General features: G+C 67.9%; 13 protein-coding genes. 4 read left to right on the top strand and 9 right to left on the bottom strand.

The window, feature by feature from the left end:
• Positions 1–5: 5 nt before the first annotated feature.
• Positions 6–2168: a phosphoribosylformylglycinamidine synthase subunit PurL gene (purL, locus tag ACMGFH_RS03445; RefSeq protein ID WP_415381374.1), complete on the top strand. Its 2163-nt coding sequence runs from the start codon at positions 6–8 to the stop codon at positions 2166–2168.
• A 30-nt stretch (positions 2169–2198) separates the two neighbouring features.
• Here purL and ACMGFH_RS03440 read toward each other — a convergent pair whose 3' ends face one another.
• The 4 genes from ACMGFH_RS03440 to ACMGFH_RS03425 form a co-directional block, all read right to left on the bottom strand.
• A complete protein-coding gene (locus ACMGFH_RS03440) occupies positions 2199–3380 on the bottom strand; it encodes a hypothetical protein (protein WP_415381373.1) in 1182 nt (393 codons plus the stop codon).
• A 182-nt stretch (positions 3381–3562) separates the two neighbouring features.
• Entirely contained in the window at positions 3563–3769 is a 207-nt protein-coding gene (locus tag ACMGFH_RS03435) for a hypothetical protein (RefSeq protein ID WP_415381372.1), read from the bottom strand.
• Between the two features lie 26 nt (positions 3770–3795).
• Positions 3796–6534: a cytochrome c oxidase subunit II gene (gene coxB / locus ACMGFH_RS03430; protein WP_415381371.1), complete on the bottom strand. Its 2739-nt coding sequence runs from the start codon at positions 6532–6534 to the stop codon at positions 3796–3798.
• Between the two features lie 110 nt (positions 6535–6644).
• Complete coding sequence (locus tag ACMGFH_RS03425; protein WP_415381370.1) at positions 6645–7064, bottom strand: DUF6789 family protein; 420 nt, start codon at positions 7062–7064, stop codon at positions 6645–6647.
• Positions 7065–7209: 145 nt separating this feature from the next.
• Here ACMGFH_RS03425 and hisF point away from each other — a divergent pair, with 145 nt between their 5' ends.
• Both hisF and ACMGFH_RS03415 read left to right on the top strand, forming a co-directional pair.
• Complete coding sequence (gene hisF / locus ACMGFH_RS03420) at positions 7210–8025, top strand: imidazole glycerol phosphate synthase subunit HisF (RefSeq protein ID WP_415381369.1); 816 nt, start codon at positions 7210–7212, stop codon at positions 8023–8025.
• Between the two features lie 3 nt (positions 8026–8028).
• Positions 8029–8931 (top strand): hypothetical protein, encoded by a 903-nt coding sequence (locus tag ACMGFH_RS03415; RefSeq protein ID WP_415381368.1) that lies wholly within the window; start codon positions 8029–8031, stop codon positions 8929–8931.
• A gap of 15 nt (positions 8932–8946) precedes the next feature.
• On the opposite strand, the gene ACMGFH_RS03410 is transcribed toward ACMGFH_RS03415, so the two are convergent.
• Positions 8947–9141: a hypothetical protein gene (locus tag ACMGFH_RS03410; RefSeq protein ID WP_274324744.1), complete on the bottom strand. Its 195-nt coding sequence runs from the start codon at positions 9139–9141 to the stop codon at positions 8947–8949.
• A gap of 141 nt (positions 9142–9282) precedes the next feature.
• Complete coding sequence (locus ACMGFH_RS03405; RefSeq protein WP_415381367.1) at positions 9283–9774, bottom strand: HTH domain-containing protein; 492 nt, start codon at positions 9772–9774, stop codon at positions 9283–9285.
• A 477-nt stretch (positions 9775–10251) separates the two neighbouring features.
• Here ACMGFH_RS03405 and ACMGFH_RS03400 point away from each other — a divergent pair, with 477 nt between their 5' ends.
• Positions 10252–11394, top strand: coding sequence for a CBS domain-containing protein (locus tag ACMGFH_RS03400; RefSeq protein WP_415381366.1), 1143 nt, complete (start codon positions 10252–10254; stop codon positions 11392–11394).
• 100 nt (positions 11395–11494) lie between these two features.
• Here the strand turns inward: ACMGFH_RS03400 and ACMGFH_RS03395 are convergent, their stop codons facing one another.
• From ACMGFH_RS03395 to ACMGFH_RS03385, 3 genes are all read right to left on the bottom strand, one after another.
• Positions 11495–11644: a hypothetical protein gene (locus tag ACMGFH_RS03395; RefSeq protein ID WP_415381365.1), complete on the bottom strand. Its 150-nt coding sequence runs from the start codon at positions 11642–11644 to the stop codon at positions 11495–11497.
• Between the two features lie 96 nt (positions 11645–11740).
• The gene (locus ACMGFH_RS03390; protein WP_415381364.1) at positions 11741–12505 is read right to left on the bottom strand and encodes a DNA-directed RNA polymerase subunit epsilon; all 765 of its coding nucleotides are present in this window, start codon (positions 12503–12505) and stop codon (positions 11741–11743) included.
• 538 nt (positions 12506–13043) lie between these two features.
• The gene (locus ACMGFH_RS03385; protein WP_415381363.1) at positions 13044–13385 is read right to left on the bottom strand and encodes a DUF6176 family protein; all 342 of its coding nucleotides are present in this window, start codon (positions 13383–13385) and stop codon (positions 13044–13046) included.
• Positions 13386–13474 lie beyond the last annotated feature (89 nt).

Below are 13474 nucleotides of genomic sequence, written 5' to 3'. Positions count from 1 at the left end.
GCGTAATGAGTCTCTCCGACGCCGACCGCGAACTCGTGGTCGCAGAACTGGGGCGGGAGCCGACCCGGGCCGAGGCCGCGCTCTTCGAGAACCTCTGGAGCGAGCACTGCGCCTATCGCTCCTCGTGGCCGCTGCTGGGCGCGTTCGATAGCGAGGGCGACCAGGTCGTCGTCGGTCCCGGCGACGACGCCGCGGTCGTCTCCATCCCGTCCGACGCTGACGACGACACCTACGTCACGCTCGGGATCGAGAGCCACAACCACCCCTCGTACGTCGACCCGTTCGACGGCGCGGCGACGGGCGTCGGGGGTATCGTCCGCGACACCCTCTCGATGGGCGCCTACCCCATCGCGCTCGCCGACTCGCTGTACTTCGGCGACTTCGACCGCGAGCACTCCCGCTACCTCTTCGAGGGCGTCGTCGAGGGCATCTCCCACTACGGGAACTGCATCGGCGTCCCGACGGTCACGGGCTCGACCGTCTTCCACGACGACTACGAGGGTAACCCGCTCGTGAACGTCGCCTGCGTCGGCCTGATCGACGACCCGGACCGGCTCGTCACCGCAGAGGCCCAGGAGCCCGGCAACAAGCTCGTCCTGGTGGGCAACTCCACGGGCCGCGACGGCCTCGGCGGGGCCTCCTTCGCGAGCGAGGACCTGGCCGAGGACGCCGAGACCGAGGACCGCCCGGCGGTCCAGGTCGGCGACCCCTACACCGAGAAGCTGCTTATCGAGGCGAACGAGCAGCTGATCGACGAGCGCCTGCTCGAGTCCGCGCGGGACCTGGGCGCGGCTGGGCTGGGCGGCGCGGCCTCGGAGATGGTCGAGAAGGGCGGCCTCGGCGCGAACATCGAGCTGACGAACGTCCACGAACGCGAGCCGAACATGAACGCCATGGAGTACCTGCTCGCCGAGAGCCAGGAGCGGATGTGCTACGAGGTCCGCCCCGAGAACGTCGAGCGCGTCCACGAGATCGCCGACCGCTACGACCTCGGGTCGTCGGTCATCGGTGAGGTGACCGACGGCAACTTCGTCTGTACCTTCGACGGCGAGGTCGTCGTCGACGCGCCCGCCGAGTTCCTGGGCGACGGCGCGCCGTACAACGACCTGCCCGCCGAGGAACCCGTCGAACAGGAGCGCGACCTGCCCGAGGACGTCGACCTCGCTGAGGCGTTCGAGGCGGTCGTCGGGAGTCCGAACACCGCCTCGAAGGAGTGGGTCTACCGCCAGTACGACCACGAGGTGCAGGTCCGGACCGCGATGGCACCCGGGGACGACGCGGCCCTGATGGCGATCCGCGAGGCCGAGACGGGACTCGCCTTCTCCTCCGGCGCGGACCCCAACTGGACCGACGCCGCCCCCTACGAGGGCGCACGGGCCGTCGCGCTGGAGAACGCGACGAACGTCGCGGCGAAGGGCGCGCGACCCCACGCGGCGGTCGACTGTCTCAACGGCGGCAACCCCGAGAAACCCGACGTCTACGGCGGGTTCAAGGGTATCGTCGACGGCCTGGCGGAGATGTGCTCGACGCTCGACGTGCCCGTCGTCGGCGGGAACGTCTCGCTGTACAACGACTCCGTCTCCGGGCCGATCCCGCCGACGCCGACGCTCGCGCTGGTCGGCGTCAAAGACGGGTACGAGGCGCCCCCGACGTCGCTAGAGGGCGAGGGCGAACTCCTGCTCGTCGGCGCGCGCTCGCTGGAGGGCGACGCCGAGGCCCGCCTGGGCGGCTCCGAGTACCTCGCGCAGTTCGGCGGCACGGACAGGTTTCCCGAGTCGCTCGCCGACCCGGACGCGTTCGTCGACACGCTGGTCGACGTGGCCAACGAGGAGACGACGCTCGCGACCCACGACGTCAGCCACGGCGGCCTCGCGGTGACGCTCGCGGAGATGGTGACCGCGGAGGCCGGCGCGAGCGTCGACCTCGACGCCCCGACGAAGGGCTCGCCCGAGGCACTGCTGTTCGGCGAGCAGGCCGGCCGCGTCGTGATCGAGACGACCGACCCGCGGGGCGTCCGCGAGGCGTTCGACAGCGTCACACCGGTGTACGAACTCGGCGACGCCGACGACTCCGGGACCCTCGACGTGGCGCTCGACGACGCCGACCTCTCCTACGACGCCGCCGAGATCGCCGACCTGCGCGACGTGATCGAGCGGGAACTGGACTGAGAAGCGCGCGTTTCGACCGTTCCGGACGGCTCAGAGAAGGGACGGAACGACGGTCACCGCTCCTTCGCCCGAGAGGACGTAGTGGGAGACGAGTTCTATCGCGACGCCGTGGGCCGCGTAGACGATGGTCGGCGCCCACACCGACCGGGTGCGTTCGGTGGCGACCGCCGCGACGCCGACGGCCACGGGGTAGCTGACCATGACCGGCCCCCCGCTGCTACCGGCCAAGGCCGCTGTAGCGAACGTGACGGCAACGGCGAGGGCGGCACCGGCACCGGCAGCGACGAGCGTCGCTCGGGTGTCGCCCGAGATCGGGGTTTGCGCGTCCCAGAGCCGCCCGTACGCGACCGCAGCTGCCAGCACGGTGACGACCGCGAGGACGAGCGCCGCGAGGACCACGACCCACCGGACGGCGGTGGGAACTGGACCGAGGGCCGGCGAGAGCGCGACCGGAACGACGGCGAGAGCCAAGTCCGCACCGAACGCGAGCAGGGTAACGGTGCCCGCTGCGGCGGCCGACGAGCGGTGACGACGGATCCCCGTCTGGACGGCACCGTTGAACAGCAGTGCCGTGCCGAGCGCGGAGAGCGTCACCGGGACCACGGTCGTCAGTACGAACGAGGTGGCGTCGGGGAGCGGCCTGTACCCGAACATCACGAGGGATCTGTCCGGCCAGCCGAGAGCCCTCGCGCCGGCGATCGCGAGCGCGGCGGTCGCGACGACAACTGCGACGGCGAGTCCGGTCGCGATCCAGCCGTCGCGAGTCGGGGGGCTCACGGGGAGATCGAGGTCGGCGACGCGGGCGTACCCGACCGCGAGGACGCCCAGCGCGATCGCGGATCCGCCCGGCAGGAGCACCGTCGCCGCGGAGATGTCGGGGGCCGTCGGCCCCAGCGCGACGTACACGGCGACGAACACGAACGCGGCCGCGGCCAGCCCCGCCTCGGCCAGTTCGAAGCCGTCCAGTCGCTCCTCGCGGCCGGCCGCGTAGACGGCGTAGACCGCGCCGAGGCCGGCGAGCGCGACGAGGCTGTACGCGGCGATCGCCACGATCGGCACCGCGAAGAGCCCCGTTTTCGCGCGGAGCGCCGATGCGCTCGCGTTGATCCCGAGCCTGACGAGGACCAACCCCGCCAGCAGGGCAGCGATCGCGCCGTACTCGTGGAGGTCGGGGCCGCCGTCGGGCGACCGCCGGTGGAGGGAACCGCTCATGTCCGAAAGAAGTCAATGGGTAGCAATAAGCTTGGGGACAGCCGATCAGACGCGCTCGCCGTCTCGCGGTTCGGACACTACCGGAGCGGCCCGGTCACGCTCGGGCGTCCTGGGTCGAGAGCGTCGATAGTCGCCCTAACGGGCGTCGAAACGAGAGAGAACTTGGAATCGAGCGGCGACCGTTACACCAACACGATCGGCAGCGCGAACGCGATGGCGACGCCGACGAGCATGACGGCGAAGCCGACGCCGACGTCGCGGCTCGTGTACTCGCTCTGGGGCGCCGTCGAGCGTAACGGCGGCTCTCCGGATGGCAGGTCCTTGTTCGCCGGGTCGTAGTCCGGACGGTCCGCGTGTCCGTGCGCAGCGTCCTCGTGTTCGTCGACCATACGAGCGGTTTCGCCCGGGGGGCACCTTAGCGTGTCGGAACCCACCGCGTCGTCGAAGTCCCGGGAGGCGCTGTGGATCCGGCCGGCCGCCCGGACCGGCCTGAGCGTGCGCTGGTCGCGTTGCCGTCTGCGATGCCGTCGACCCGGTCGCGGTACTCCTCGGGCGGGACCACCCGGAGCGTCGTGCGCATCTGCGAGTGGCCGACGCCGCAGAACTCCGCGCAGTAGAGTCGGTAGTCGCCGGGTTCGTACAGCCGGGTGTGGATCAGGTTCCACTGGGCCGGGAACGCGTCCTGTTTGAGGCCCAGGTCGGGGACGTGGACGGAGTGGAGGACGTCCTCGGCGGTGATCTCGAAATAGACTGGCCGGTCGGTCGGCGCGTAGATGACGTCTGTGCTCTCGACGGAGGCGTTCGCGCCGGGGTATCGCACGCCGTAGTCGAACTGCTCGGCGACGATCTCGATCTCGACGGCGTCGGCCGGGCGCTCCCCCTCGGGTTCCGGCGTGGCGGCGACGTACGGTGACGCGAACACCTGGTAGGAGACGACGGCGACGAAGAGGAGGACGGCCGCCGTCGCGAGCGTCCAGCCGATCTCCAGGCGCTTGTTCTCGGGAGTCGGCAAGGGGCGGTCGGTACCGTGGAAGCGCCACACCGCGTAGACGAGGACGACCTCGACGAGCAGTGCCAGCGGGACCGCGACCAGCAGTAGTCGCCGGTTGAGCGTCCGTATCAGCGCCTCGGTCGCCGAGTCGAACCCCGAAAGCGGGAGGAACAGGCGGCCGGCGACGACGAGGAGGGCGATAGCGACCGTCACCACGGCGACGAGTCGAAGCGGGGCGGTGCCGCCGATCTGCTCGTCGCGCGCCGACCGGTCGACGGCGGGACCGCGGTCGGGTTCGGTCGGCGGGTGCCCGTCGGTCTCGGTCTGGCTCTCGTCGGCGTCCGGCGCCCCGGCGTCGACACCGGGGGCCTTCCGGGTCGGGCGGCCAGACGGGTGGTGCCACTCACGGGCCGTCTGGCCGGTCTCGGCGAGGTTCCACACGTCGTCGTCGGTGACGGCGGGCCCGACGCGGTAGGACTGCACCATGTTGAACACCCAGAGGACGGCTGCGAGGCCGATCAGGTACGCGCCGGCGGAGGAGACCTGGTTGAGGAGCGTGAACACCTCGGGATAGGCGGCGTATCGCCGGGGGAGACCTTCCATGCCGGTGACGAGCATCGGGAGGAACGTGAGCGCGGAGCCGACAGACAGCACCACCGCCTGGGCGACGGCGACGGGTCGGTTGTACATCCGGCCCGTTATCAGGGGGAACCAGTAGTAGCACGCCGCGAACATGCTGAACGGGATGATCCCCATGATGATGAGGTGGAAGTGACCGACGACGTAGTAGGTGTCGTGGACGACGAGGTTGAAGGGGATGGCGGCGAGGAAGACGCCGGTGATGCCGCCGACGACGAACAGGGCGAGCCCGCCGAGACAGAACAGCATCGGCGCCGTGAGCCGGATGCGTCCGTTCCAGATAGTCGCGATCCAGTTGAACGTCTTCACGGCGCTCGGGACGGCGATGGCGATCGAGACGACCATGAAACTGGCCCGGACCCGCGGGTCGATGCCCGTCGCGAACATGTGGTGGGCCCAGACGCCGAAGCTCAGGACGCCGATGGCCAGCGTCGAGTAGACGACGAAGCGGAACCCGAACAGCGCCCGGCCCGCGAACTTCGGGAGGATGTAACTGACGAGACCGAACGCGGGGAGCACGAGGATGTACACCTCCGGGTGGCCGAAGAACCAGAACAGGTGCTGCCAGAGGATCGGGCCGCCGCCGGCAGCGGTGAAGAAGGTCGTCCCGACGGTCCGGTCCAGGAGCAACATGACCATGGCGCTCCCGAGCAGTGGGAACGCGAACAGGACGATCCCCGACTGGGTGAGGATGTTCCACGAGAACAGGTCGAGATCGGCCCAGCTCACCCCGTCGCCGCGCTCGCTGACGATGGTCGCGATGAAGTTGATCGCCCCGATGGTGGTCGCGACGCCGCTGAGATGCAACCCGAGCAGCAGCAGGTTGACCTGCTGGTTGGGGCTCTGGATCGACAGCGGCGTGTACATCGTCCACCCGATCCCCGGCGGTTCGAGCAGGAAGAGCGGTTCGAGGATACCTTCGAGGCCGCCGACCCGGGCGGTGACACCGGGTGGCACCAGCCCGAGAGCGCCTTCGAGGGTCTTGGCGATGAGTTCGGTGATGATCCCGGCGCGGGCCACGAACAGGGCGGGGGGCAACAGCCAGAACGCGAGCGCGTTGATCCGCGGGAACGCCATGTCGTCCGCGCCGATCAACAGCGGGATGACGTAGTTGGCGATACCGGCGAACACCGGCGCAGCGAAGAAAAACAGCATCGTGATCCCGTGGGTGGTGAAGAGGGCGTTGTACGTCTCGGCGTCCCAGGTCGACACCGCGGGCGTCAGCAGCTCCGTCCGCATCATCATCGCGTCCATCCCGCCCCAGAGACCGGCGACGGTCCCGAAGGCCAGGTAGAGCAGCCCCACGTCTCTGTGGTCGACGGTCGTCAACCAGCGACGCGGGCCGAGCGGTTTCGCCCGGACCGCGTCGTGGCCGCCGTCGGTGACCGGCGCGCTGTCGGCCGAAGCGTCACCGGGACCGTCCCGTCCCCCTCGACGGTCGGCGAAGGGTCTCGTCCGGTACCAGACGACCGCTGCCGGGGCACAGCACGCGACGACGATGGCGATACTACCGAGTACAGACATGGGGTAGATAGGTGGCTATCGGGTGTTGCGAAAGCCGAGGGAAAAGTATACGTCGGGCACTGGACGGTCAGGCGAGCCTACTCGCCGCCTCCGGTCGCCGTATCGTAACCTTACGCGTGTTCGTCGGCAAGGCTCGCGTACACCGCGCCGAGGACGAACCCGTAGGCGAGGTGCGCGAGCAGCGTGAACCCGACGAAGAGGACGACGATAGCGCCGGTGACGTCGCCGCGACCGACGATGGCGAAGGCGATCCACAGCGGTAGGGCGAACAGCATGCCGGCGACCGCGGGGTCGAGATCCAGCGGGACGTAGGGCTTCAGACTCACGAACAGCAGCGGCCAGGCGACGGTCCCGACGAGGGCGTAGACGACGAAGCCGAGGAAGACGCTGTCCGGCATCCGGACGAACCGGGCGATGGCCTGAAAGATCCCGATGGCGTACCGCGTCTGGACCTCGAAGATCGCGAGCGCCGCCGACATGACCATCGTCGCGACGGCGCCGGCGACGAGGGCGGCGAGTGCGCGGTGCATCCGTCCGGTGGTCGGCCAGCGGGCGGAAAAGTATACTCCGGGTACCGGCGTGCGAGCGGCGGTACGCTCACGTTGGGGCCCAGGCCATCGAGCGCCGGGGGAGAGCGGATACCTTTTGCCGCTCGGCCCCCGAGAGCCGATATAGATGGCTCTGACGAAGCGGATCATTCCCTGTATCGACGTCGACCTCGACGACGAGGGGAACGCGGCGGTCTACACCGGGGTGAACTTCGAGGACCTGGCGTACACGGGCGACCCGGTGGAGATGGCCAGGAAGTACAACGAGGCCGGCGCCGACGAGTTCGTCTTCCTCGACATTACCGCCTCCGCGGAGGGCCGCGAGACCATGCTCGACACCGTCTCGCAGGTCGCCGACGAGGTGTTCATCCCGCTGACGGTGGGCGGCGGGATCCGGACCCGCGAGGATGTCAAGGAGACGCTCCGCGCGGGCGCGGACAAGGTATCGATAAACTCCGGCGCCATCGCGAACCCCGAACTGATCACCGAAGGCGCCCGCTCGTTCGGCAACCAATGTATCGTCATCAGCGTCGACGCGAAGCGCCGCTTCGACGAACAGGGCGAGCACTACGTCGACGTCGACGGTGAGTCCTGCTGGTTCGAGTGCACCGTCAAGGGCGGTCGCGAGGGAACCGACCTCGACGTCGTCGAGTGGTCGATAGAGGCCGAGGAACGCGGTGCGGGGGAGCTGTTCGTCAACTCCATCGACGCCGACGGGACGAAAGACGGCTACGACATCCCGCTGACGAAGGCGGTCTGTGACGCTGTCTCGACGCCGGTCATCGCCTCGTCGGGCTGTGGCGGCCCCGAGGACGCCTACGAGGTGTTCACCGATGCCGGCGCCGACGCGGCGCTCGCGGCCTCGATATTCCACTTCGACGAGCACTCCATCGACGAAGTGAAGCGATATCTGGACGACCGCGACGTGCCCGTTCGCCTGTGAGCGATGAGTGACGGCGACGGAACGGACGCGGACGGCCCGGCCGGCGGCGGAGACGGTTCCGGCGGCCCGTCGCCGCGGTCGGCGAAGTGGCGCTGCGCGTGGTGCGACAAGCCCCACGACCGGAACGATCCGCCCTGCGACAACTGCGGCCACCACAAGTTCGAGAAGGCGGTCGTGCCGGTGGCGCCGGAGGACCCCGACCACGAGCGCGAGCCGGTGTGGGTCTGTCCGGAGTGCGGACGCGTCCACCAGAAGAACTCGCCGCCGTGTAGCCGCTGTGGAAACGCCCAGCTAGAGCGGCGGATCCCCGACGAGAGCGACTACGCCGACGAGCTCGGCGGCACGTCGTACGTCGACCTGTTGAGCGCCCGCTACGTCGCCGGTCTGGCGGTCGCCGCCGTGGCCGGGATGGTGCTGGTCCTCGGCCTGCTCGGCGTGATAACGCTCCCAGGAATGGGCGACGACGTGCCCGGGAACGCCGAGTCGTTCGCGGGCGTGGACCTGAGTGACACGGAGGCCGCGTTCGTCGCGGAACTGAACGACCGGCGGACGGACGCGGAGCTCGCCGAGTACGAGCGCCACGAGAGTCTGGACGACACCGCGCGGCTCGCGAATCAGGGCCGGGTACGCGAACTCGCCGGCGAGGGAACCGCCCCCAGCGACGAGCGACTCCGGGAGGAGCTCGACGGCGCCTGCGGCGCCGAGGTCGGTTCCCTCGTCCAGTTTCGGCGGTCGTTCGGGGAGGGGGATCCGGCGCTCGACTCCGCGGACGCGCTCGCGGGGGCGCTGGTCGACGGGTACGAGAGCGACGCGGAGAACTTCTACGAGACTGCCAACGGACTCGTCGGCGTCGACGTCCACGCGGGCCCCGACGGCCGAGTGTACGTCTCTGTCGTGGTCTGCTGAGCGCGGGCCCGTCGCTTACCGGAGGCGCCGGGCGATCCGGAGCGCGACCGACGTGAGCGTCCCGAGTCCCGGGATTCGCGAGGACAGCGCCGCGGCGACGACGAGCAGGAGACCGCTCTTGCGGCGGCCACGGGCGAAGGCCACTGCGGCGTCGACGAGTGTCGAGACGATACTGAGCTTGCTGAAGGTTCCGGCGTTCCGGGTTGCCATTGCTACCGGGTGGAGGCGCGCTCGCGTAATGGACTCCGGCCTTGCTGTCGCAGGGTCGAGACGGCGCCCTCACTCCCGGCTGGAAACGAACGGAGAGATCGACGAGCGGTGAGAGACGGGAGACGGAGATGGAGACGGGGGTCAGTCGGAGAGGATCGAGACGTCGTCGGACTGCTCGATGGCGGCCGGCTGGCCGCGCTCCAGACGGTCGAGGCGGTCCATGATGGTGTGGACCTCCTCGCCCTCGGTGCAGGGGGCGACGTGGCGCAGTTCCTCGCCGTCGTACTCGGCCAGCCCCATCACGGGCAGGACCATGGCCGTGTAGGGCTCGTCGGTGACGTCGTTCTCGACGGTCTGGCGCTGGTAGAACGACTCGAGCGAGACGTTGTTCGAGAGGGCCCACTGCTTGAACTCGGCGACGCGGTTGAGGATGTACTCGCCCTCTTCGGTCCGCGCGCCGGCGGACTCGCGAGCGATCTGCTTGCCCCAGACGATGACCGAGAAGTCCTCGATCTCGTCCTCGGCGTCGAGTTCCTGCAGGCGTTCGATGACCGCTTCCTGTCGCTCGTGGGCGCCGTCCGGGAGCAGCGACCGGACGTAGAGTTCGATCCGCGGCGTCTGTGTCCCCGTCATCGTACTCCTACAGGCGCACCCATGGATGAAAAAACTTCTGCTGATTTTCCCGTATTATTCATGTTTGTGTTTGTCACACCACTCGAACGGGGGTTTCGTTGAACGTTCGTTAATTTCTTAACCGATCGACTTTCGACTTTCCGGCAAATCGATGGTTTCGATTAAAGTCGTAGTATTATTCGACTACTGTCGAAGTCCGTCGGTGCCGGAGGTGGCGGTAGCGCGTTCGTCGGCGGTGATACGAGAGAAGTGGGGGCGAACGGGGCGGTATGATCCCCCTTACTGCGCCGACGCTCGCGGCTTCGGGTGGAGGGGGTGCGGGAGCGAGGCGCTCCATGGGACGTGCTCGGTCGGACCGTCGGGGCCGACGGTGGCCTCGGTCGCGGGGCGAACGCTGGCAGATCGGTCTCGATCTGTGAGATCCTTCGCCAAGATTGATTATCTTCGGCGTGGAATCCTCTGAAATGGGAGATCCAGATGGATATTGCTGATATCGCTACCGGCGAGTACGTGGCCGTCGACGTCGACGAGCGCCTGGGCAAGGTCCGTTCGCTGTTCGAACGCGACAACCCCAAGGGCCTGATCGTCACCGACGACGACGAGTACGCCGGTATCATCACGCAGAAGCAGTTGGTGCAGTCTCACATCGAAGACAAGACGAAGGCGAGCGCGATGATGCAGTCGGCGCCCAAGGTCGAGCGCACCGACGACGTGCGTGAGGTCGCCCGCGTCCTCGTCGAGGGCGGAACCAAAGTGGCCCCCGTGTTCGAAGCAGGGAACCTCTGGGGGATCGTCACGGAGGACGCGATCCTCCGCGCCGTGCTCGAGAACCTCGACGCCCTCGACGTCGCGGACATCTACACCGACGACGTGGTCACCGTCCGGGAGGACACGAACGTCGGACAGGCGATCAATCTCCTCCGCGAGCACGGCATCTCTCGGCTCCCCGTGCTCGACGAGGATGGGCAGCTCACCGGGATGGTCACCCGCCACGACATCGTCGACATCGTCGTCCGCGACATGGATAAGGCGACGCGCGGCGAGCGCGCCGGCGACATCGAGCGCGTGCTCGACCTGCCGGTGTACGACGAGATGAACAGCCCTGTCGCGACCACGAGCGTCGACGAGTCCGTCCGCAACGCCGTCGAACGCATGCTCGACAACGACTACGCCGGCCTCGTCGTCACGCCCGAGGGCGACGACGGCGTCGTCGCGGGCATCATCACCAAGACCGACGTGCTGCGCGCGCTGACGTTCACCGAGGAGGAGCACATGGACGTGCAGATCACCAACATCAAACTCCTCGACGCGATCAGCCGGGAGGACATCCGCCAGCGCATCGAGCGGGTCGCGGACAAGTATCAGAAGATGCAGGTCCAGCACTGCCACGTCCGCTTCCACGAGCACAAGGAGAAGCTCCGCGGCACGCCCCTGATCCGCTGTCAGATCCGCCTGCGCACCAACAAGGGCCAGGCCGCCGGGTCCGGCGAGGGCTACGGCGCCGACTCCGCGTTCGGCGTCGCGCTCGACAAGCTCGAACGCAACGTCCTCGAACTCAAAGACGTCCAGGCCGACGAGGAGTACCGCGGGCAGCTCCTCCGCAAGCTCGGCGAACTGTAACCGGCCGAACCGGCCGCGCTATCGGCGGGGCAACCGCTCCGTAGCCCTTCTCGACGTTCGATACGTCGGCGGCTCCCTCGCCCGGAACGGCGCCGCAGCGTTACTCGGAGTAGCCTTCCTGAAGGAACGCGCCCTCCGTCTCGTAGACGTTGACCAGTTCCTCGACGAACTCGGCCATCGTTTCGTCTTCCTCCAGGTGACCCTCGATGCGTTCGGCGAGGTCGTCGTCGATTTCGATAGTTGTTGGCATGTGGACCGTGGGTCAGAGTAGCACGCCGAGGCGGAAGAGGTTGGCGGGCGGACCGATCGAAGCATGTCGAACGGCGGGACCGAGCGATGTCGGTCGCTATTCGGCTGCGTCGCTCCCGCTCGGTCCCGGGACCTCCGTCGGCTCCCGGTCCCGGAACGAGGGGAGACTGGGGTCCCTGTGGGGTTCACGGCCGAAGACGGCCCCGCGGAGGTCCTGTTCGTCGAGCTGGGTCTGCAGCGTCCGGTGGAGCCGGTTGACGCTGGTCACGTCCAGCCCGACCAGATCGAGCAGCGTCCGGTAGCTCGGGTCGTCCTTGATCGAGTCGAAGCGCTCGTGGAGGTCGGCGAGCGACTCCGGCGGTTGCTCGGCGATCCACTCCCGGTCGTGCAGGCCCAGGATGCGCTGGCGCTCGTCGTCGACGACGTGCTGGATGACGACCAGCGCGACCTTCGGGATGGCCCGTTGGCTCCCGAAGACCGTCAGGTCCAGATCCGTCACGATACCCAGCGCGCGGTCGCGCTCCCACGGCGTCAGGCCGAGCCTGTTGCAGAAAGCGTGGGTGATGCGGGCTTTCTCCAGCCGGTGCATCCGCTCGCCGTGGCCCGCCATCGCCGGGTGTTGCTCGTCGTGGAGTCGCCGGAGATTCTCGCTCACGTCCTCGTCGGGGTGTTCCGGCCGGCCGATGAGCGTCGCGCTCGGCGTCGTCACGTCCCACCGACGGAACGACTCGTCTTTGACAGCCTCGACTCGCCCGAGTGAACCGTCTCCCGGACGGGTGCTCACCTCCCGTTCCGCTCGCGGATCGACCGGCTCGCTCCGGGCCCGGAGCCCGTCGTCGGCCGCGTCACGTCCCCCGTTCATCTCGTCGGGCTTCGCCCTCTGGACTATAGAAAGCACCGGCTGACCGTCGAAACTGACCGCAGAACCGCACGACTCCTCTTACTGTAACCCGTTGTGACGAGAACTACTTAAAAACCGACTGGGCCAACGCGGTGGACGGCCACGGGACCCGACCGAGTCACGACGGACGCGCCGCTCGGAATCGAACTACGCCGCAGAACTCCTCTTACTATAACCCGTTGTGACGAGAACTACTTAAAGGCCTGTCGCGAGCAAGCGCCCCCTGTCGTTGGCGGCCACAGTCGGGAGCCGCCCGGTCATGTCTGTGGCCGCGACCCGAACCCAGCGGTAGCTGCTCGAAACGTGACCCCGGAAAACTCCTCTTACTATAACCCGTTGTGACGAGAACTACTTAAAGGAGCGAGCGCCCCAGCGGATCAGTCGGCGATCGTTCGACCGTCGGTTTGGGCGGCGCAGGCGTCGCTGACGAATCGTAGTACATCGCAGAACTCCTCTTACTATTACCCGTTGTGACGAGAACTACATAAACGCCGGCCGGTCACCGGTCGGGATTCGTGACGTGATACAGTAGTTCGTACTCGCCCACGTCCTGCCCGTCTTCGAGCACTTCGCGCATGACCTCTTTATGCTCCTCGTCGATGTCGTGGTCGGAGTCCTCGAACTGGTCCCAGACTCGCTCGATGTCTTCGGCCTCCATGTAGTACACCAGATGCGGGCCGTCGTCGGTGCGTTCGAGGAACGCCGACTCTGTTTTCATCCCCTCGTCCCGGAGCGTCTCGACGACCTCGTCACTTCGGTCGCGGACTTCGGCCATCCACTCTTTCAGTCGGTCGACCTTGTCCGGTTTCACGGGCTGTTTGACGAGGGCGACGTCAGTCATTCCGTTCGAGTAATGTGTCTCCCGACGACTTATCGCTTGGGCGGCGTTCGGGATCACGGGCGCCCTGTATTCGTCGCGGTCGGAAATCG

The organism is Halosimplex rarum (genome assembly GCF_047715405.1).
GTDB classification, from domain to species: Archaea; Halobacteriota; Halobacteria; order Halobacteriales; family Haloarculaceae; genus Halosimplex; species Halosimplex rarum.
The sequence above is the reverse complement of the archived record's forward strand: the minus strand, read 5'-3'. Positions and strand labels throughout refer to the sequence as shown.